This window comes from Caulobacter sp. Root487D2Y (assembly GCF_001427165.1).
In the GTDB taxonomy this organism is placed as follows: domain Bacteria; phylum Pseudomonadota; class Alphaproteobacteria; order Caulobacterales; family Caulobacteraceae; genus Caulobacter.
Window position 1 is genome coordinate 346,313 of sequence record NZ_LMFD01000012.1, and the last position, 21,221, is coordinate 367,533.

Annotated in this window: 16 protein-coding genes; 11 read left to right on the forward strand and 5 right to left on the reverse strand. The window is 66.9% G+C overall.

The window, feature by feature from the left end:
- Nucleotides 1-14: 14 nt before the first annotated feature.
- Complete coding sequence (locus ASD38_RS24215; RefSeq protein WP_162252147.1) at nt 15-350, reverse strand: hypothetical protein; 336 nt, start codon at nt 348-350, stop codon at nt 15-17.
- Here ASD38_RS24215 and ASD38_RS18840 point away from each other — a divergent pair.
- Nucleotides 313-2,421, forward strand: a complete 2,109-nt coding sequence (locus tag ASD38_RS18840) for a caspase family protein (protein WP_268761014.1) — start codon at nt 313-315, stop codon at nt 2,419-2,421. The genes ASD38_RS24215 and ASD38_RS18840 overlap by 38 nt on opposite strands.
- Here ASD38_RS18840 and ASD38_RS18845 read toward each other — a convergent pair.
- The gene (locus tag ASD38_RS18845) at nt 2,418-6,644 is read right to left on the reverse strand and encodes a caspase family protein (RefSeq protein WP_082560800.1); all 4,227 of its coding nucleotides are present in this window, start codon (nt 6,642-6,644) and stop codon (nt 2,418-2,420) included. The two genes, ASD38_RS18840 and ASD38_RS18845, sit on opposite strands and share 4 nt — an antisense overlap.
- Nucleotides 6,645-6,768: 124 nt before the next feature.
- On the opposite strand from ASD38_RS18845, the gene ASD38_RS24220 reads away from it, so the two are divergent.
- On the forward strand, nt 6,769-7,371 hold the full coding sequence (locus ASD38_RS24220; protein ID WP_162252149.1) for a DUF1353 domain-containing protein: 603 nt from the start codon (nt 6,769-6,771) through the stop codon (nt 7,369-7,371).
- 524 nt (nt 7,372-7,895) lie between these two features.
- On the opposite strand, the gene ASD38_RS18855 is transcribed toward ASD38_RS24220, so the two are convergent.
- Nucleotides 7,896-8,771, reverse strand: a complete 876-nt coding sequence (locus ASD38_RS18855) for a LysR family transcriptional regulator (protein WP_056462394.1) — start codon at nt 8,769-8,771, stop codon at nt 7,896-7,898.
- A gap of 16 nt (nt 8,772-8,787) precedes the next feature.
- Here ASD38_RS18855 and ASD38_RS18860 point away from each other — a divergent pair, with 16 nt between their 5' ends.
- The 5 genes from ASD38_RS18860 (at nt 8,788) to ASD38_RS18880 (ending at nt 13,381) form a co-directional block, all read left to right on the forward strand.
- Complete coding sequence (locus ASD38_RS18860) at nt 8,788-9,876, forward strand: YeiH family protein (protein WP_235523885.1); 1,089 nt, start codon at nt 8,788-8,790, stop codon at nt 9,874-9,876.
- 282 nt (nt 9,877-10,158) lie between these two features.
- Nucleotides 10,159-10,605: a DUF305 domain-containing protein gene (locus ASD38_RS18865; protein ID WP_082560801.1), complete on the forward strand. Its 447-nt coding sequence runs from the start codon at nt 10,159-10,161 to the stop codon at nt 10,603-10,605.
- A 1-nt stretch (nt 10,606) separates the two neighbouring features.
- On the forward strand, nt 10,607-12,058 hold the full coding sequence (locus ASD38_RS18870; RefSeq protein WP_056462400.1) for a YncE family protein: 1,452 nt from the start codon (nt 10,607-10,609) through the stop codon (nt 12,056-12,058).
- Between the two features lie 22 nt (nt 12,059-12,080).
- Nucleotides 12,081-12,608, forward strand: coding sequence for an RNA polymerase sigma factor (locus tag ASD38_RS18875; RefSeq protein ID WP_056462404.1), 528 nt, complete (start codon nt 12,081-12,083; stop codon nt 12,606-12,608).
- Nucleotides 12,605-13,381 (forward strand): anti-sigma factor family protein, encoded by a 777-nt coding sequence (locus ASD38_RS18880; RefSeq protein WP_056462406.1) that lies wholly within the window; start codon nt 12,605-12,607, stop codon nt 13,379-13,381. Before ASD38_RS18875 ends, ASD38_RS18880 begins: the two co-directional genes overlap by 4 nt.
- A gap of 200 nt (nt 13,382-13,581) precedes the next feature.
- Here the strand turns inward: ASD38_RS18880 and ASD38_RS24035 are convergent, their stop codons facing one another.
- Together ASD38_RS24035 and ASD38_RS18885 are read right to left on the reverse strand one after the other, a co-directional pair.
- Complete coding sequence (locus ASD38_RS24035) at nt 13,582-13,971, reverse strand: hypothetical protein (RefSeq protein ID WP_156390780.1); 390 nt, start codon at nt 13,969-13,971, stop codon at nt 13,582-13,584.
- 250 nt (nt 13,972-14,221) lie between these two features.
- Entirely contained in the window at nt 14,222-15,676 is a 1,455-nt protein-coding gene (locus tag ASD38_RS18885) for an efflux transporter outer membrane subunit (protein ID WP_056462524.1), read from the reverse strand.
- Between the two features lie 91 nt (nt 15,677-15,767).
- Between ASD38_RS18885 and ASD38_RS18890 the strand changes: the two genes are divergently transcribed.
- The 4 genes from ASD38_RS18890 to ASD38_RS18905 form a co-directional block, all read left to right on the forward strand.
- The gene (locus tag ASD38_RS18890) at nt 15,768-16,391 is read left to right on the forward strand and encodes a TetR/AcrR family transcriptional regulator (protein WP_056462409.1); all 624 of its coding nucleotides are present in this window, start codon (nt 15,768-15,770) and stop codon (nt 16,389-16,391) included.
- A 77-nt stretch (nt 16,392-16,468) separates the two neighbouring features.
- Nucleotides 16,469-17,557 (forward strand): efflux RND transporter periplasmic adaptor subunit, encoded by a 1,089-nt coding sequence (locus ASD38_RS18895; protein WP_056462412.1) that lies wholly within the window; start codon nt 16,469-16,471, stop codon nt 17,555-17,557.
- Nucleotides 17,554-20,646 (forward strand): efflux RND transporter permease subunit, encoded by a 3,093-nt coding sequence (locus ASD38_RS18900; RefSeq protein ID WP_056462416.1) that lies wholly within the window; start codon nt 17,554-17,556, stop codon nt 20,644-20,646. Before ASD38_RS18895 ends, ASD38_RS18900 begins: the two co-directional genes overlap by 4 nt.
- Nucleotides 20,647-20,703: 57 nt before the next feature.
- Nucleotides 20,704-21,221 (forward strand): PaaI family thioesterase (locus ASD38_RS18905; protein ID WP_235523886.1); only part of this gene is annotated, 518 nt, incomplete at its 3' end.

Consider the following 21,221-nt stretch of genomic DNA (forward strand, 5'->3'; position numbering starts at 1 on the left):
CGTATCGCTTCCGGTCAAGCTTCACCAGAGACGCCGAGCGTGCGGCGGCGAAATACTCGAATCACCGCTATTCGTTTCGAGCCCTGGCCGCGCGCGGTTATCTCGACGATCGTCGCCACTTCTCTGCGGATCCGGATCCTGCCTAGCTGGCCGTAAAGCGCCATGAGCGGACCTTGAGACCCGGCCGCGAAGCGGACACTCAAGCCCACTCGGACGCCAAACCCAACAGACAATACGCCCGAAGGCAGGTCGTGCGGATTTCGCGTTGCCGCGCTAAGGATGTGATCGGGGAGGCTAATGCGGGCAGGTTCAATGCAAAGCGGCTCGTCTGCTGCGTCGGCGGCGTCCACTTTTCTCGCCGGCCGTCTGGTGAGAGTGGCTTCGGCAGCTTGGCTCGTAGGGCTGGCAACAATCTGGGTCCCCACACCCGCCCGCGCGCAGCCGGCGACAGATTCGGAGAAATTTGCGGTCCTGGTGGGGGTCGACGCCTATCCCGCACGGTCGCCCGGCGGTGAAGCGGCCCTGAAACCACTGAAGGGGCCCGGCAATGACGTCGCGTTGGTCAGGAAACTGCTCGTCGAGCAGTACCACTTTCGCGATGATGACACGCACATCATGACCTTGGTCGGACCGGCCGCCACCCGTGCCGCGATCCAGCGGGCGGTCGAGGGCCGCCTCGCCGAGGCCGCGCGCCAATACGGGCGTCGCGCGGTGATCGTCTTCTATTTCGCGGGCCACGGCTCTCAGACGTTCGATCAAGACGGCGACGAGAGCGACGGTCGCGATGAGACGATCGTCGCATACGACAGTCGCTCGACCGCGCAGGGCGACATCACCGATGACGAACTTCGGCATTGGTTCGAGCCGATCCGTAGTCACACCAACGCGATCACCGTCATCCTCGACAGCTGCCATTCGGAAACCGGCCTTCGGGCGGCAGACGACCTCACGCCCCGTGATGCACCCCCGGCGCAACCGCTCCCTGAGCCGGCGTCATCGCTGCCGGCTGCGGAGTACGTGGGGCGAGTGCTTCCCGAACGAAAGGAGTATGCGATCCTCACCGCTGCGCTTGCCGGCCAGGAGGCGTACGAAGGTCGGGTCGGGGACGCCGTGCACGGCGAGTTCACCTGGGCTCTTGTGCAGGCGCTGCAGCAGGATCCCGACCAGACCTACGACGAGTTGCGCGACGAGATTGACGCCGCCCTGCGGAAGCGATCGCCCCGCCAGCAGCCGAGCGCGGAGGGTCGAACCGAAGCCATAGTCTTCGGTGGCGCCGACCAGGAACACGACCCCCATGTCCGGATCACTCGCCTCAAGGATGGCGCGATCTCGATCGCGGCCGGCGAGCTTCAGGGCGTTCGCGTCGGCGGCGCCTTGGCGATCTATGACGCCGCCGCCGTGCGGCTACGGGGTGAGCACCTCAAGATCGCGGATGCGGTGGTCACGCGGGTGGGCATCGACTCCGCGGAGGCGACCGTCGAGGGGGCGCCGACGCGCCCGATCACCCTCGGCGACAAGGCGCGGATCGTCACCCCGTTCTTTGGATTAGGTCCGGACGTCGTCAACCTCGGGGCGCTGGTGGCGGAGACGACCACGCCCGAGGACGCCAAGGTGCTGGCGGCGGCCGGAGCCGAGCTGGCGCGCGGTCGCCTCGTCCGGGTCGCAAGCACCGGCGAGCCCTGGGACATCGAGGTGCGCCGCGGTTGCATCCGCGGCGGCGCCCTGGAGGTGAAGACCCCGTCGAGCGAGGCGTGCGCGTCGGCCTATTACATCACCGCCCGCGGCGCCGAGACCCCCTTGATCGGACGTTGGGCAGCGGCGGGCGACGACGCAGGCCTCGAGTTGGCGCTGATGATCGAAGACGCGACGCGACAGGCGCGCCTCCGCGCCTTCGACAACGCGGTCTCTCCTTTAAAGGGGCTCGTGCGTCTTGAGCTGCGGGAGGTGATCCCATCCCAGGGGGCGGACGGGCCGGTCTTCACACCGGTCGCGAGCTCGACGGCCGGGGCGGTGACACATCTGGCCCTCGGGCGTTCCTTCCGTCTCGTCGCCACCAACGACAGCGACCGCGATCTCTACGTCGCCCTGATCATGCTCGGGAGCAGCGGTCGAACAGAGCTCCTAACGGAGAACCCGAAGGGCGACCGGCTTGAGGCGGGCCGCTCCGTGATCCTGAAGGCGGGCCGAGGCGTTGGGCCGCCGTCCGGACTTGAAACTTACAAGCTGATCGCGAGCACCTCGCCGGACGTCGACTACCGCCTGGTCGACGCGGCCTTTCGGGGCTCGGCCCCGGCCTCACCCCTGGCCGAACTGTTGCAGGCGGTCGCAGTGACTGGCGTTCGTGGCTCCAGTCGCAAACAGCCCAACCCGGACCTGAAATCCTGGACCACCGATCGCGCCGACCTGTGGATCCTGCCCTAACGACGCCGAGGCGGCAGAAGCATCACGTCCTGGGCGATGCCGCCGAAGTCGAACAAGGCCGGTCGCTGGAGGGGGCGCGCCTTCGCGCCGGTGCCCGGCAGGTCCACGGAATCGCGGAAGCCGCCGGCCTCCGCCGACGATGAACCCGCCAGGCTCGCAAAGATCTCCGGGGCCCGGACCTCGCCAAATCGGAGCCATTCGGCGAGGGTCAGCCGCCCGTCGCTGTCGAGGTCCGCTTCGCGCTTCTCCAGGCCACGCCGCACCAAGGCGTAGGTGAGCAAGCCTTGCTGCAGTCGACCGACCTCGCGCGCGCCCTCATCGGCTTGGCTGGCTGCCAGCACCCGCATGCGCTTGTCGTAAGTGAGTTGGCCCAGCCCCGGGTCGCCGAGCGGCCCTGGTCTGAACCCCTGCGACGCCACGCTGCCCGCCGCGTAGCACGCGTCGATGATCACGCTCATCTCCCCCGCATCTACCGGCTCGAGCCATTCGGCGAGCTCGGCGGCGGAGATGTACTTCGCGCGCACGGGCTCCGTGACCACCACGCCGGGCTCCGAGTCTGAGGGCAGCAGGTAGAACCGGCCGTCCGCCTCGATGTGGCCGTGGCCCGAGAATTCGACGATGACCACATCGTCGGGTGTCGCGCGCTTGAGCTGCTCGGCGCCAGCGACGCCCCTGAGCTGCGCGCGCGCCGCCTCGTTCCCGCCTAGGACGGCGAACACAGCGCGGATTTGAGCCTTCGTCGCCGTTGATCCGTCCGCGTCCGAGACGAGGGTGACCGGCGCCACATCGTAGTCGATGATCCCGCGCAACGCGTTCGCGATATCCCTCGCATCCTTCGCCGCAAAGCTGAGCGGCCGCAGGCCGTTTGCATATTCGTTGACGCCGATGGCGATGACATAGGCGCGCCGCTTGTCCTGGCGGGGCGCGATCCGGCTGGAGAACAGAGCCGGGGGCGTGGTGTCGCTCTTCACACGGTCTTCGTTGAAGGCGTAGGCCGTAAACTGCACCGGCCCAGCGCGCGCATCCGACGGCACCTGGACGGTGAAGTCTCGGCTCCCCCCCGGCACCGCCATCGCGGTGCGCCAAGCATCGCGGTCCGTCGCGGGCGGACCGGGATAGGAGGCCGTCGCCCAGCGCTGCACGAGTTGGCCGTTCCGGAACAGGCGCAGGTCGTAGGGCGCTGTCTGCGTCTTCCCATTGGGTTGGCTGTCATCTCGGCCCGGATCCGCCGACACTGTCACAATGGCCGTGCCGGGCGCGGGGCCAGGCCGAACGGCGCGGATGGCGACGCGCGGCTGGACCCGGTTCAGCTTGGCGAACGCGGTCGGATCGCGTGGCTCGAGGCGGCAGCCCGTGCCGGTATCCACGCCGCCGCACCCCAGCGCCAGTGGCAACAGCTGCGGCTGGAAATAGTCGCGCATGAAGAGGCTCGGAGAGAGCGGCCGGTAGGGATCGTCCGGCATCAGCCACTGGAAGCCGCCCAGCGTATCGGGTGTCGACGCATCGAACCGCCCGTCTTCGGCGACGACAACCCACTCGCCGGTGTTGCGCGAGCCCAGGGTAAGCTGCCGACGGTCCGACCCGGCCGGCCAGATGCGCGCAAGCCCGTCGTCGCCCGCGGCGATAACATCACCGTGGGGCGTAACCGCAAGGCCCCGGATCGAGCTGCTCGATCGCGCCAGCTCTTCTTGCTGCCAATCGCGTATCGGGTCCTCTAGTGACGGCGGCCGCCAGGCGAGGACCCGACCGTCGTCGTGGCCGCCGAAAACCGAGCCGTCCTGGGCGACCGCTATCGCGAGCACGCCGGTGGCGCGGCCGTCGACGCGGATCAGACCGGTGCGGGTGTCCCACTCTGTCAGCCACGTGAGGCGCAGGTCGTTGTGGTCGGCTGGCGTCGCGGTGCGCAGCACGGCCAGGTACCGCCCGTCCGGGGAGAAGGCCGCGGCCTCGATCGCCTGGACGCCCGTGGTCGGGGCGTGCAGGTCGTAAGGCCGCCCCGCGGGCGGCGCAAGGCGAAGGCGCAGGAAGGGCTGCGCCTCGACGTCGCTTGCGCTGAGCGGGAATTTTGCGGTCGCCCGGCTTGCGCTGACCAAAAGGTCTTCGGTCACGACGCTTTCGCCGGTCGGGGCGAAAATCAGCGGGCCCCGGCGCGCCGACAACACCTGGCCGTCGGAGGTCCGTCGAAGGAACACGCGGACGATATCCTTTTCGCGGACAGCATAGGCGACAGTCAAACCGTCGCGCGTGAACGCGACCGCGTCGATCCCGGGTCCGCCCAAGCTGCGGGGTGTTTCTGTCGGCACGATCGCCCAAAGGAGGGTGCCGGTCTGGAGATCCCAGACGGACACGAACCGTTGGCTGTGTCCCCCGGCCACCAGGAAGCGGCCGCTCGGGTCGAGGGCCACATTTCCGATTGTTCCGGGATGCCCGTGAAGGACCTCCTCTCGACGTCCGGTCGTCAGGTCCCAGACCTGAATATCCCCGTTGCCCTGCGCGAGGATCAGGCGGCGGCCGTCGCCGCTTGTGGTGACCGCGGAGAGCTTCTCGTTGCCCGCCGGCGAGTCGCGCAGCGTCCGACCGGTGGCCGCGTCCCAGACCCGCAGCCGCTTAGAACCGTCGAACGCGCCCAGCAGGTACCGACTGTCCGGGCTGAAGCCGAAGACACTACGGCCGTCGGCTTCGATGGGAGCGCCGCCTTTGTCCAAGTTCCAGATCTTCACGCGCCTGCCGTCGTCGCTCGCGAACTGCTCGTCGCCGACAGCCGCCAGCAAGGTGCCTGACGGTGAGAATGCGAGGCCGTCGGCGGTGCCCTTTCCCACGCTGAGCCGTCGCGACACCGTTGCTCCATCGTCGGTGGAGACCTGGAACGCGTCGCCGTCGGGATAGATTAGGGCGCTTCCGACTAGGACCGCCGACTTGGAGCCGACCAACTGACCGCGTCTGGGACCGGCGACGCCGCTGATCCCGCTCCACGCCGCCGCGAGTTCGCGCACTGTTTCAGTTTCGGGGTCATAGACGCGGATCCGCGGCGGGTTCTCGGGCGGCAGGACCTGCGATCGCGGCTTCACCCCTTCGTCGTTGAACCTGAACCGGCCGGCCTCGCCCTCATAGGCGTCGCGCCAGTCCAGGATTAGCGACCCGCGGGCGCCAGGGCGCAGCAGCTCCGTAGAGGACCATTCGCCATCGGCGGAACCGGGCTTGGCCGTCCACCGTAGGACAGAGCCGTCGCCGTAGTGCGCGACGAGCTGGCCATCGGCGCGGAAGACGAGGCCGCTGGCAGAGCCGTGGCCCGTGAGGGTCGCCAGCCGCCGGCCGGTAGCCACCTCCCAGACGATCACGAGCCCGTCCTCTCCGCCGCTCGCCAGCTTCTGATCGTCTTGGCTGAACGCCAACGCCCGCACGATTCCCACGTGGCCATGCAGGTCGCGAAGCAGTCGCAGGTCGTCGGCCCGCCAAATCAGGACCCGATTGTCCATCCCGCCGGAGGCGACAAACCGGCTGCTGCTCGACCATCGCGCGGCGAATATATTCTCGTTGTGGCCTTGCTGGACGACCAACTTGGGGAGCCGGTCGACCGGTCCGCTGGGGGCGAGGCTCGCCGTATTGCCGATGCCGAAGCTGAAGGCAGAGCTCTGCATCCCATGCTTCGCGCGCAAGGCCGGGAGGCTGCGAAGGATCTGGACGGACCGCTCTTCGGCCAGCCAGGCGTCCGCCACGGTCGACGAGACCTCGACGATCGGCTTTGTGGACGTCTGGATCCGAGTCCGCTCCGCTGGAGGGACCTCCAGCACCGGCCGCATGTGGTCGGAGATGAGGTGGCAGGCGCAGGTCGATGTGTTGGCTTGGCGCCATTCCTCGCAGCGCTGCAGCACCAGCTTGCGGTTGTTCGCCGGAGCCTGCTCAGACTCATGCCACCAGTGGTCGATGAAATAGATCTGGCCTGCCGGCACACGCGTGACGCGGGCCCATGGAATGCAAGCCGCCGCCGCACCTTCCCGGTCGTTGAGCACCTCGTCCTGCCTTTGCTCCTTCAGCAGGTGCCGCCAGAAGTTGAGAAAGCCGACCGCCAGATTGTCGGACGTCTCTGCATCGGCACCGGACTGGCGCGCAGCCGACACCATCGGCGCAGGAACAGGCCCCGATTGTGACGCGGCGGTCGCAGCGCCTCCGAGGATCAGTGTCGCAACGAGCGCCAGACGAGCACCAACCTTCGACCCGTTCATCCAGCAGCCCCCATGGAACGACGGCCCCACTTCAGGTCATCGACTTGCGCAGGCACAACTTTACCGCACTATGGAGATCTGTGAACAACGTTCGTCGAGCGGGAGGCCTGGGATGCGGGGGGTAATGTTGATGCTGGCCGTGGGGAGCGTTGGGCTCGCAGCTTGCGCAACGACGTCACGGCAGGCGGAGATCACCGGGGTGCCGCTTCGGGTGCTGCGTGATCCGCTGATCGAAGGGCGGCGCGTCGCTGTCCTGACGGAGGACTGGTTCTACTGCTATCCGCCGAGCCGCGAGCTGATCCTCGTCCCCCGGGGCTACATGACCGATTTCGCGTCGGTACCCAAGATCAGCCCCTTCGCCCCCTTCGGAAAGCACGCCGAAGCCGCGATCGTTCATGACTGGCTCTATGCCGTCGGCGAGCCCAATCAGCGGCAGAAGGCCGACGAGATCTTTCGCTACGCCATGGCGGAGCAAAAAGTCCCCGTCATGACCCGGAATGCAATGTACGAGGCCGTCCGTCTCGGCGGCGAGGCCGCGTACGGTCGTGCTACGGAATGGATGAAGCGGTTCGCCAACCCCGCGACGGGAGAGCCTGAAGCGCCACGGTTCAAGAAGCCGGCCTCGGCGATTGTGCAGCCCAACGTCGATTGCCGGATTTTGAACAGCCAGAGTGGCTTGAAGGGCCTCCGCGAGCGCTATCGGTCCGTCGATTGGCCTCGGGCGTAAGCGATGGTCGACAGAAGATAGCGCGTCCAAGCTCGCCGTCGGTTAGCAAGTCGGGCTCCCGAATCGACCGCCGACAGAGAACCCCGGCCGCGATCCGTCCGCTGGCCGTCGCTCTCGGCTAGCGCTTGGTCGAAGGTGATAATGTCGACAGTCAAGGCTGCTTCCCGCTCCGCATCGCCCCAGCTTAACCTTAGAGAGGATGCGCGGCACCGTCGCTTATTTGCTCGGCGGAGACGGCGTTGTGCCATCAGCGGACCTTGGTACGCCTTCAGAAGGAAGACGTTGGCTTGATCAGCCACGGTCGTTCGTTGCTGAGCTCGTGCCACGCGCCCTCGACCTGCGAAGACTGTGGGCGGGGCGACGCCTCAGCTGAAGATGAGGGCCGGCAGACTGGCGCTAAGCCGATTGGCGTCGACCTGCGTCACGACAAGGCTTCAGCTAGGTAGATTTTCCGCGCCGCGCGCCAACGATGGTGAGGCATCGACGATCGACTGCGCGAAGGCGTTGAGCGACACGCCTTGTCCCTAGGTCGAGAGGGACGCCTTAAACGCCGCCACCGCGCGGCTGATCGTCCGCGCGCGGTGACGCAGCATGGTGAAGGCTCTGGGATTGAGCGGCCAGTCCAGCTGTCGGACCGCCCCGGCGCCCACTCTGCACGCGGCCGAGAGCTCCGAGACGGCAGTCACCAGCTGTCCGCCTTCGACGGCTTCCAGAGCGGCTTCATTCGACGGGAGCTCAAGTACGATGTGGAGGTTTTCTGGCGTCACGCCGGACTGGCGCAGACCCGCCTCCACATGATCCCGAGTGCCAGAACCTTGGTCGCGCATGACCCAGGCAGCAGCCTCGAGATCCTTTCGCGTGAACGAGCGCTCTGCGAGCGGGTGGGCCGGTCCGACGAAGAGACCGATCCGATCCCCGCCGACCGGTTCCACCGCGAGGAGGTCGTCTTCAACATCGCCCTCAACGAACGCCAGATCGGCCTCTCCGCTCAGGACACGGGCAGCCGCCTGACTCGTATTGCCGACGAAAAGCTTCAGCTGAATGTGCGGCGTGGCCGTGACGAAACGCGCCATCCTCGCTGGAAGCCAGAAGCTGGCGACGGTCTGGCTCGCGGCGATGCGGATCTCGCCCTTGAGAAGACCGGAGAGCTCGTTGAGCACCTGGCGGGCCAAGGCGGCGCGAGCCAACACGGCGACGGCTTCGGGCATGAACAGGCGTCCAGCCTCTGTTAGCGTCAGGCGCCGACCAATACGATCGAAGAGCCGCGTCGCATAACGCTCCTCCAGCGCGGCGATGGCGGCGCTGACGGCCGGCTGGGTCAGATTCAGCCGTTCGGCCGCCCGTGTCATGCTCAGCAGCTCCGCCGCCGCCACGAAGATCCGAAGCTGTTCAAGCGTCATTCCATAAATATCGCTTATGCTACGCCAAAAACCAATCAATTGGATTTGTGATCTGTGTGGGCGCACCGTTCTGCGCATGGAAGCTTTGCACAAACTCAGGGCGGCCGGGCCAGGCCTGGCTCTCACCGTTGTCGTCACCGTTTGCGCGGTCCTACTACAAGAGGCGGAGACGCGCCTTTTGGTTCGTCCCTGGCTCGAAGCCCTGGTGCTGGCGATCCTGTCGGGCGCGCTGGTGCGGACGATCTGGACGCCGCCGAGGGCGTTTGATCCTGGAATCCACTTCGCCGCCAAGACGATGCTGGAGCTGGCGATCATCCTGATGGGGACGACGGTGAGCTTCGGCGCCATAGCCGCCGTGGGCGCCCCACTGATGTTCTCCATCGTCGGGACCGTTTTCCTAGCGATTGCGACAAGCTTCTTGATCGGTCGGCTACTGGGACTGCCGACCAAGATGGCGGTGCTGGTCGCTTGCGGAAACGCGATCTGCGGCAACTCCGCAATCGCCGCCGTCGCGCCGGTGATCGACGCTGACGGCGATGACGTGGCGACTGCGATCGCCTTCACGGCCGTGCTTGGCGTGGTGGTGGTCATCGGCCTTCCGCTGGCGGCGCATCTACTGGGTCTCTCGTCGATGGCCGGCGGGGTGTTGGCCGGGCTGACGGTGTACGCCGTGCCTCAGGTCCTCGCCGCGGCGGGACCAATGGGTTCGGCCGCCGTCCAGATTGGGACCTTGGTCAAGTTGGTGAGGGTTTTGATGTTAGGGCCGATCGTCACGGGTCTTGCTCTGCTGGGACCGAAATCCGCGGACAGCGTCGCCCTACCGCTCAAACGGATTGATCCGCTGCACTTGCTGCCGCCGTTTATCGTCGGATTTCTGGTGTTGGCGAGCCTGAACTCAGCAGGATTGATGCCACACGCCTGGATCCTCCCGGCTCAGAAGGCCAGCCTCGGCTTGACCATTGTGGCCATGGCTGGACTCGGACTTGGAGTCGATCTTCGCAGCGTTCGCACGGCGGGGCCGCGCGTCATCTTGGTGGTGACCGCCTCGCTCGCCGTCTTGAGTCTAACCGCGCTGGCTATGTTGCACCTGTTGAAGCTCAGCTAGCACCTACCGCCTTGTGATCCCCACCGGCTGTCCGTCCGGCGGACCCACGCTCAACCTGGCGACTTGCAGGTCTGTAAAGGCGCGGACCCGCCCGAAGCGAAACTTGGCCCGCTCCAAGAGAACGACATCCAAGAGTGGTGTTGAGTCACAAGGGCCGCCGCTTCAACCGAGGATTTCGCAACATTCGGAGCGAAGAATGATTTCCGACAGAGGGAATAAACGCCGTCGGCCGGCGTCTCACCTTCACCAAGGCGCCCTGCGCGCCGAACCTGGAGAACGTCCTTGTCCCCTGTCGCACGCCCCTCGAAGCGGATCTGGGCTCCCGTGCTGATCGCCGCCAGCCTGGGCTGCGCCGCGCCGCTGGCGGCCAGCACCCCGGCCGACGGCTTCAAGGCCGAGAACGACGCGGCCATGAGCAAGATGATGAGCGCCATGGACGTCAAGCCGACCGGCGACGTCGACCGCGACTTTGTCGAGATGATGATCCCCCACCACCAGGGCGGCATCGACATGGCGGTCGCCGAGCTTCGCTATGGCAAGAACGAACAGCTGCGCCGCGTCGCCCAGGAGATCATCGTCGAGCAGCAGCAGGAGATCGCCGCCATGCGCCTGGCGCTGGGCGACCCGTTGCCGCCGGCCTACGCCGCGCCGACCGCGCCAGCGCCCGCCGCTCTCCCCTCAGCGCCGCCCACGCCCCGTCACCACGCCGCTCCGGCCAAGGATCACTGAGATGAAAACCGCCTCCTTCATGCTGTCGCTTTTCGCCGCCAGCGCCCTCTGCACCGCCGCCTGGGCCGGCCAGGCTCCCGGCAAGGCCAGCGACGCCGACATCGCCATCAGTCACCGCGATCGCGTCTACGCCGCCGAGCAGTTCTCCAACACCGTTTCGGTCACCGATCCGGTCGACAACAAGCTCCTGGGCGTGATCCGGTTGGGCGATCCGTCGCCGGGCAATATCAGTCCGCTCTACAAGGGCCAGGTGCTGGTCCACGGCATGGGCTTCTCGCCCGACCACAAGACCCTGGCCGTCGTCTCGATCGGCTCCAATTCGGTAACCTTCATCGACACCGCCACCAACGCGGTCAAGCACACCACCTATGTCGGCCGCTCGCCGCACGAGGCCTTCTTCACGCCCGATGGCAAGGAGGTGTGGATCACGGTGCGTGGCGAGAACTATCTAGCGGTGCTGGACGGCGCGACGTTCGAGGAGAAGGCCAGGATCATAACGCCGGCGGGCCCGGGCATGACCATCTTCTCGCCTGACGGCCAGTACGGCTATGTCTGCTCGTCGTTCAATCCCGAGACGGACGTGATCAGCGTCGCCGACCACAAGATCGTCGCCAAGGTGGTACAGCCCAGCCCCTTCTGCCCCAATATCGCCGCCTCGCCGGACGGTCAGCAGGTGTGGTTCACGCTGAAGGACGTGGGCAAGGCGGTGGCCTTCAACGCCCGGCCGCCGTTCAACATCCTCAAGGTCATCGACACCGGTCCGATCACCAACCACGTCAACTTCATCCACACCCCCAAAGGACAGTTCGCCTATGTGACCATCGGCGGACTGAACCAGGTCCAGGTGTTCCGCACCGACGACTTCAGCAAGGTCGCGACGATCCCGGTCGGCAAGCTTCCGCACGGGATCTGGCCGTCGGGAGACGGTACGCGCGTCTATGTCGGGCTGGAGAACGCCGACGAACTGGCGGTGATCGACACGGCTAGTCACAAGGTGATCGCCAACGTGCCGATCGGCCAGGCCCCGCAAGCGCTGACCTATGTCCCCAACGCCGTTCCCGAGGGTCCAGGCACCCAGAACCTGCAGCCGCTGGGCGTGGCTGGACAGGCCGCCCACCTGACCCTGGCGGCGGTCGGCGGCCCGGCCGGCTCGACGCCGACCAGCGTCAGCCTGTTCGACCAGGGCCTGATCCAGGTCGTGCAGGCCTCGGTCACCGGACTGCCGCCCAAGTCCCCCTATGTGCTGGCTCTGTCGACCCAGGCCGACGGGGGCGGTACGCTGCAGCCGCTGGCCAACTTCATGACCAATCCGGCCGGCTCGGCGATCGTCAACGCCATCGGCCCGATCCGCCAGCTCGTGCAAGCCAGCCAGCCCGATCAACGGCGCTATCTGGTGGTCACGGCCGGCGGAGCGACCGGACCGGGCGCGCCGGTGCAAGTCCAGGTTCCATAGGCCTTCGGGCGGGAGCGTCGCCATGGATGACATGATCCGCCTGATAGAACCGTTGATCCCCAGTCTGCGGCGCTATGCGCGGTCCCTGGTGCGCGACGCATCGGAGGCCGACGACCTGATTCAGGACTGCCTGGAACGCGCCGTTGACCGCTGGGGCCAGCGGCGCAAGACCAGCGATGCGCGCAGCTGGCTGTTCTCGATCCTCCACAACCTGGCGATCAGCCGTTGGCGACGGGTTCAGCGGCGAGGTCTGCACTTGGCGATCGACGGCGTAGCCGAAGCGGCGCTGTCGGCGCCGGCCAGCCAGTTGGACGGCATGCAGCACGCCGACCTGCTGCGCGCCCTGGCCGAGCTCAGCCCCGACTCTCGGGCGGTGATCCTGCTGGTCGGCGTCGAGGATCTGACCTACGCCCAGGCCGCCGAAGTGCTGGGCGTGCCGATAGGCACGGTCATGTCGCGACTGTCCCGCGCCCGCGAGCGCCTGGCCCAACTCATCGCCGTCGATGCGGCCCAACCCGCCCAGCGCCCACACCTGCGGAGGATCAAATGAGCGCGTCACGCCCGATCAGCGAAGACGACCTGCAAGCCTTTGTCGACCATGCGCTGGACGCCGGGCGCGGGGACGAGGTGCGCGAGTATCTGAGACTCCATCCCGAAGTTGCGCGCCGTGTCGACGGCTATGTCGCCCAGCGCGCGGCGCTACGCGCGGTCCTGGCGCCGATCGCCGAGGAGCCGATCCCTGCGGAGCTGGGGATACGCGCCCTGGCCGAGGCCCGGCGCGCCCGACAGAGCGTTTGGCGGCCCGCGATCGCCGCGGCGATGCTGCTGTGCGTGGGCGGCCTTGGGGGCTGGATGACGCACGGGGTGCTGAGCCCGCCCATAAACGGCGTCGGCGCGCTAGCCCACGAGGCCGCCGATAACTACCGTGTCTATGCGTCCGATATGCACCGGCCTGTCGAGATGGGATCGGCGCAGAAGGCCGACCTCGTCCGCTGGGTGTCCAACCGCCTGCGCAGTCCGGTCGCGGTTCCTGATCTGCAGTCGGCCGGCTATCGCTTCATCGGCGGACGCCTGGTGACGACCCCGCACGGGCCTGCGGCCATGTTCATCTATGACAACGTCCAAGGCGAGCGGCTGGCGGTCATGGTCCGACCGATGAAGGTGGAGAAGGACACCCGGATGTCGGAACAGACCGATGGCGGCTTGGACGGCGTCTCGTGGGCGAGCGATGGGATCGGCTACAGCCTCGTTGCGCCCACAAGACCTGAATCGCTGCATCCCTTAGCAGACGAGGTGCGCCGGCAAGTCGAAGCCATCGCCTGACCTCTAGCGTTCAAGTTTGTCAGCGCCCAACGCTGCTTCGCAGCACTTCGTCGCCGTAGAGCCGGGCGCTCCCCGGGCCTACTGCTCGAAGAGAGGGGACCGCCGATAGGTAGCGCCATGAGCGGACCTTGATGGGTCTCCAGATTCCGGACCTTCAACGATAGGAGCCAATGGCGAGGTCCGCCCCTGAGCGGACTCTCTCATTCGTGAATAGGCGACTGTACGTGGTTCCAGCCGACGAGGGTGCCGCCACACTCATGCGCTGCGATCTCGTAAGCGAGTGCATAGTCGGGGAGCCATTGTAGTGGTGTTGCGCTCCGCAATTTGAAACCGCCCCTCCGCTTTAGGATGTGGCCGTTCAAGCGCCGCAACAGCTTGCGCTTCGCATTTCCGGCGGCGTGAAAATCGAACTCAACGACGGCAGCATCCGAACCAGGCGCAATTGCTTGCCAACTAGTCACGAGCGCCTTGTTCGATCGGCTCTGGCGTTTGCTGATGGCGTCAACATCGAACTTGGCGCGCACCTGGTCTGGATCGAGCCATACGCTATGGATTACTCGATCAAAGAATGTGGCGGTCGCCCAGTCCATTTGTGTCTCACGCCCAAACTATCGAGGGGCATCTCAACCACGCAAACAGCCCGCAAACCACCCCCTGCCGAAGTTGGGAGGGTCCGCTGGGCGGCAACGCCGCCGAAACGTCCGAATGCTGGTGCGATGCTCCCGGCGATAAACGACCCTTCTCCGCCGATCCGAAGGTCTGCTTCGCCGGCCGGGTCGCGCCACGAGCTGACCTTGGAGTAACTCCGGACCTTCAGTTGCTCCGCTGAAGGTGGCGCGCCTAACCCTTGCTCGCCACGACTGTATGCTCCCAGCCGCCGCCCAGGGCTCGGAACGACCGGATGGACGCGCGGGCGGCCTCGGTGCGGGCCTGGACCCTGGCGTCTCGCACCGCCAACAACCGCGCATCGGCGTCGAGCACCTCGATGAGACTGACGACGCCCGCGTCGTAGGCGACCTTGGAGGCGTCCCTGGCCTTGACCAAAGACTCCTCGCCGTCGGCCAGGACACGCTCCTGGTCCTCGCGCTTGACCAGGCTGGAGAACGCGTTCTCCACGTCCTCGGTCGCGCGCAGGACCGACTGCTGGTAGGCCGCCAGCGCTTCGGCCTTCTGGCCGCGCGCGGCGCTGACCTCGGCGCCGACCCGGCCAAAGTCGAACAGCCGCCAGCGCAGACCCAGGACGCCTTGAGCCTGCGACGCAGGACCCTCGAAGAGCGTGCTGCTCGTCGTGCTGGCCGTGCCCACTAGTCCGCTCAATGACAGCTTCGGGAAATATTGCGACAGGGCCGAGCCGACCCGCGCATTGCTCGCGCGAAGCCGCTGCTCGGCCACGACGAGGTCGGGACGCCGCCGCAGCAGTTCGGCCGGACCGCCGGCCTCGGCCAGGCCCGGCGCGGCCGGGATCGGGGCCGCCACCGCAAGCTCGGCGCGGTAGGTTCCCGGCTGCGCGCCCAAGAGCACGTCCATGGCGTTGAGCGCCGCGTCCAGGCCTTCCTCGAGGGCGGAGATACCGGCCTTGGTCTGCTGCAGGGCGCCGAGCGCCTGATGGAGTTGAAGTTCGGCGGCGACGCCCTGCGCGCGCTGCAGGCGGACCGTCTCGACCAGCCGGCCTTGCGTCTGCACCTGCTGGCGGGCGACGGCCAACCTGGCCTGCAGGCCGCGGATCAGCATGTAGGTGTCGGCGGTCTGGGCGGCGACCGCCAGCCGCGCCGCGGCGACGCCGGCCCGCGCACCTTCATATTGGGCGCGGGCCGCCTCCTGGTCGCGGCGCGAGCCGCCGAAGACGTCCAACTCCCAACCGGCCACGACATTGGCTTCATAGAGCACGCCATCGCGATCAAAGTTAGGCGTGGCGGCCAGCAGGCGTCCGGTCGGGGTCTGGGTGGAGGCGTGGGCCTGGGCGCCGCGCGCCTCGACCGAGGCCGACGGCAGCAGGGCGGCGGTCGCCGCACCTAGGCCCGCGCGCGCCTGGGTCACGCGGGCGGCGGCCTGGGCCAGGTCGAGGTTCTGGGCCAGGGCGTGATCGACCATCCTGTCGAGGACGGGATCGTTGAAGCCGCGCCACCACGCATCGACCGGCGCGACCAGGGCCGACCTGGCGACGACGGCGGCCTGCCCCCTATAGGTCGGCGGGGCGGCGATCGTCGGCGCGACATAGTTGGGACCGATCGCGCAACCGCCCAGCACGGCGACGCCGGCGACCGCGGGAAGGGTCCGAAGGAAGACGGAGCGCATGATGAACTTTTCCGAGGAAGAAATCAGAGTGACCAAATAATTATATCGTCACTCGTTTGTCAATCGCCAGACCCGATGGTAGCGTGCGGGCATGAACACCATCGAACCTTCGCCCTCCTCAGCCGGGCAACGCGGCCCCGTCGAGCACGGCATCCGCGACCAGATCGTGGACGCCGCCGAGGCGCATTTCAGCCGCTACGGCTATGGCAAGACGACGGTCGCCGACCTCGCCAAGGCGATCGGATTCTCCAAGGCCTACATCTATAAGTTCTTCGATTCAAAGCAGGCGATCGGCCAGGCGATCTGCGTCCAATGCCTGGACAAGGTTCTCGCTGCGGGCGAAGTGGGCATGGCCGAAGGCAAGACAGCTTCCGAAAAGTTGCGGCGTTTTTTCAGTGGGATAGTTGCAACCAGCGCCGAACTCTTCTTCGAGGACAAGCTGCTCTACGACATCGCGGCCTACTCGGCCGAGGAGCGATGGCCCTCGGCGATGGCCTATATGGAAAGAGCTCAGGCGCTCCTGAAGGAAATCATCCTTTTGGGCCGAGAGACCGGCGAGTTCGAGCGCAAGACGCCGATCGACGAAGTTTGCGAGGCGATCATGATGGTCATGCAGAGCTTCATGAACCCGCTGATGCTCAAGCACAATCTGGATGACCTGCCCGAGGCGCCGACCAAGGCCGTCAACCTCGTGCTACGCAGCCTCGCGCCGTGAGTGTTAAGTGACTAGTTGACAAATTCGTCACACGACTTCAGCTTGAGAGCCTTCCGTCAAGGCAGGATCCTCAAGCCATGTCCCGAACCATCGCCGCCGCCCTGCTCTTGGCCGGCCTCACCCCCTTGGCCGCCTGTGGCGGCAAGGCCGACGCCAACGACCCCCGCACCCAAGCCCCGATCGTCCGGGCGGCCGTCGCGGGTCCGGCGACAACCGGCGAGCGGCGGTTCAGCGGTGTCGTCTCGGCCCGCGTCCAGAGCGATCTGGGCTTTCGGGTCGCCGGCAAGGTGGTCGCCCGCCTGGTCGACGCCGGCCAGACCGTGCGTCTGGGCCAACCCCTGATGCGCATCGACGCGGCCGACTACGCCCTGGCCGTCGCGGCCCAGAACGAACTGGTCGAAGCCGCTCGCGCCCGCGCGGTGCAGGCGGCGTCCGAAGAGCGACGCTATCGAGGCCTGGTGTCGGCCGGCGCGGTATCCGCGCTTGTGTACGACCAGGCCAAGGCCGCCGCCGACGCCGCCCAGGCGCAACTGGCGGCGACGCAGGCCCAGGCCCACGTCTCGCGCAACACCGCCGGCTATGCGGTCCTGATCGCCGACGCAGACGGCATGGTGATGGAAACCCTGGCCGAACCCGGACAGGTCGTGGCCGCCGGTCAGCCCGTCGTGCGCCTGGCGCATGCCGGGCCGCGCGAGGCGACCATCACCCTGCCCGAGACCGTTCGCCCGGCGCTCGGCTCGACGGCGGACGCCTATGTCTTTACCGGCGCAAAGGCCGGCCAAGCTCGGCTTCGCCAGCTTTCCGACGCTGCCGACCCGCGCACCCGCACCTATGAGGCCAAGTACGTGCTGAGCGGCCCAGCCGCCCAGGCGCCGCTGGGCTCGACCATGGTCGTGGCCTTACCCGGTCAGGCCGAAGGCGAGGCCCAGCGCGGCGTCGAGGCGCCGATCAGCGCGCTCTACGACGCCGGCAAGGGCCCAGGCGTCTGGGTCATCGACCCGCGCACCTCCACCGTCCAGTGGCGCGCCGTGCGCGTGGCGTCGCTGGGAACCGATACGGTAACGATCGCCAGCGGCCTGTCCGGTGGCGACCGCTTCGTGGCCTTGGGCGCCCACATGCTCCACCAGGGCCAGAAAGTCCGCGTCCAGACCGGAGCGCCCCAATGAACTTCAATCTCTCCGCGCTGGCGGTCCGCGAGCGCTCGATCACCCTCTTCCTGATCATCGCCATCACCTTTGCCGGCGCCTTCGCTTTCATGAAGCTGGGCCGCGCCGAAGATCCCAGCTTCTCGATCAAGGTCATGACCATCGTCAGCGCCTGGCCAGGCGCCACCGCCCAGGAAATGCAGGACCAGGTCGCCGAACCACTCGAAAAGCGGCTGCAGGAGCTGAAGTGGTATGACCGGTCCGAGACCTTCACGCGGCCGGGCCTGGCCTTCACCACCCTGACGCTGAAGGACCAAATCCCGCCCAAGGACGTTCCCGAGCAGTTCTACCAGACCCGCAAGAAGATGAGCGACGAGGCGGCCAACCTGCCGCGCGGCGTCCTGGGTCCGTTCGTCAATGACGAGTACGGCGACGTCACCTTCGCCCTCTACGCCCTTAAGGCCAAGGGCGAGCCCCAGCGGTTGCTGGCACGCCAGGCCGAGACCCTACGCCAGCGGCTGCTGCACGTTCCCGGGGTCAAGAAGGTGATGATCATCGGAGAGCAGCCCGAGAAGATCTTCGTGGAGTTCTCCCAGGCCCGCCTGGCGACGCTGGGCGTGAGTCCCAGGGATCTCTTCGCCGGCCTCAACGACCAAAACCTCGTCACGCCCGGCGGCTCGATCGAGACCCAAGGACCCCAGGTGCAGATCCGTCTCGACGGCGCGCTCGACGACCTGGAGAAGATCCGCCAGACGCCGATCGTGGTCGGCGGCCGCACGCTCAAGCTGGCCGACATCGCCGAGGTCAAGCGCGGCTACCAAGACCCCCCCACCTTCCTGATCCGCAGCGAGGGCGAGCCGGCCCTTGAGCTCGGGGTGGTGATGAAGGATCGCTATAACGGGCTGGAGCTGGGCAAGAGCCTGGAGAAGGAAGCCAAGGCCATCTCCGCGGAGATGCCGCTGGGCATGAGCTTCGCCAAGGTCACCGATCAGTCGGTGAACATCGAGGAAGCCTACGACGAGTTCATGCTGAAGTTCTTCGTGGCGCTCGCCGTCGTCATCGTCGTCAGCCTAATCAGCCTCGGCTTCCGGGTCGGGCTGGTGGTGGCCATGGCCGTGCCGCTCACCCTGGCGGGCGTGTTCGTGATCATGCTGGTCACCGGCCGCGACTTCGACCGCATCACGCTAGGCGCGCTGATCCTGTCGCTGGGCCTGCTGGTCGACGACGCCATCATCATCATCGAGACAATCGTCGTGAAGATGGAAGAGGGTAAGGATCGGATCTCGGCGGCGACCTATGCCTGGGGCCACACCGCCGCGCCGATGCTGTCGGGCACGCTGGTGACGATCATCGGCCTGATGCCGGTGGGCTTTGCCAAGTCCACGGCCGGCGAATATGCCGGCAACATCTTCTGGGTCGTGGCCTTCGCCCTGATCACCTCCTGGTTCGTGGCGGTGATCTTCACGCCCTATCTGGGCGTGCTGATGATCCCCAAGATCAAGCCCGTCGAGGGCGGCCATGCGGCGATCTACGACACCCCGCGCTATCGTCGCCTGCGTTCGATGGTCACCTGGACGGTGGACAATCGCTTCAAGGTGGCGGCCGGCGTCGGCGTGGCCATGGTGCTCGCCATCTTGATGATGGGCGGGACCAAGAAACAGTTCTTCCCGATCTCCGACCGGCCCGAGGTGCTGATCGAGGTGCAGATGCCCGAAGGCGAGAGCATCGCGTCGACCGGTCAGGCGGTTGAGAAGGTGGAGGCCTGGCTGCGCAAACAGCCCGAAGCCAAGATCGTCACAAGCTACATCGGCCAGGGCGCGCCGAGGTTCTTCCTGGCGATCTCGCCGGAGTTGCCCGATCCCTCCTTCGCCAAGATCGTAGTGCTGACCCCCGACCAGAAGGCCCGCGAGGTGCTCAAGCGCCGCCTGCGCCAGTTCGCGGCCAGCGGCGCCGTGCCCGGCGCCCGGATCCGCGCGACCCAGATCGTGTTTGGTCCGCCCTCGCCCTTCCCCGTGGCTTTCCGCGTCATGGGACCCGAGACCCCACAGGTTCGCCAGATCGCTGAGCAGGTCCGCACGGTGATGCTGCGAAACAAGGGCCTACGCCAGGTCAACACCGACTGGGGCGAGCGTGTGCCGACGGTCCACTTCGTGCTCGACCAGGATCGCCTGCGCGCTTTTGGCCTCAGCTCGAGCGACGCCTCGCTGCAGCTTCAGTTCCTGCTGACCGGGGTGCCGGTGACCCAGGTGCGCGAAGACATTCGCTCGGTCGAGATCGTGGCGCGAACCACGGGCGCAGATCGTCTAGACCCCGCCAAGCTCGGTGCCTTCACCTTGGTCGGGGCATCGGGCGAGCGCATCCCGCTCGACCAGATCGGACGGGCCGAAGTGCGCATGGAAGATCCCATCCTGCGCCGCCGCGACCGGCTGACAACGATCACCGTGCGCGGCGATATCGACGAGCGACTGCAGCCGCCGGACGTCTCCAGCCAGGTGACGAAGGACCTCAAGCCGATCATCGCGGCCCTCCCAGCCGGCTACAGGATCGAGATGGGTGGCTCTATCGAGGAAGCCGGCAAGGCCAATGTCGCCCTGGCCGCGATCTTCCCGCTGATGTTCATCTTGATGATGATCGTGATCATCTTCCAGGTCCGGTCGCTGTCGGCGATGTTCATGGTGCTGCTGACCGCGCCGCTGGCCCTGGTCGGGGTTGCGCCGACCTTGCTGCTCTTCCACCAGCCGTTCGGGTTCAACGCCATTCTCGGACTGATCGGCCTGGCCGGAATCATCATGCGCAACAGCCTGATCCTGATCGGCCAGATCCACATCAACCAGGAAGAGGGCCTGGACCCGTTCCACGCCGTCATCGAGGCGACGGTGCAGCGAGCAAGACCGGTAATCTTGACCGCCCTGGCCGCGATCTTCGCCTTCATTCCACTGACCTTCTCGGTGTTCTGGTCGTCGATGGCCTACACCCTGATCGGCGGGACGATCGGCGGGACCATCCTCACCCTGGTCTTCCTGCCGGCGCTCTATGCGATGTGGTTCAAGATCAAGGATCCTAGTCTCGACGCGACCAAGGCCCATGGGCCGGAACAACTGGCGACTTGACCGGCGAACCTCGCCAGACACGGCGCCATCATCATCGCCTCGACAGGGAGTCTGACCATGAGCGTTCCTGAAACCACACTGGCCGACCAGATCGCGCCGGGAGCATCCGGCCTTGAGCAACTTCAGGCGATGATCGCCGCCGGTGGGCACCCGCCCATCGGCGACACCCTGGAGTTTTCCCTGACCGAGGCCGGCGACGGCTGGGCGGCCTTCGAAGGTCTGCCCGGCCGCCACGCCTACAATCCGATCGGTACGGTCCATGGCGGCTATGCGGCGACCTTGCTCGACTCCGCCTGCGGCTGCGCGGTGCATTCCAAGCTCAGCGCCAAGCAGGCCTATACGACCCTGGAACTGAAGGTGTCCTATCATCGGCCTCTGACCGACAAGACGGGCCTGGTGCGGGCCGAGGGGCGGATCGTGACCTTCGGCCGCCGCGCCGCCTTCGCCGAGGCGACGATCAAGGACGCCAGGGGGCGGATCGCCGTCGCCAACAGGCCAAGCGTCGCCACCCACAGGAGCAGCACCGCAGCGCGACCCGGCAAGGATTTGGGGCCGGCCACGGCCATTCCCAATCC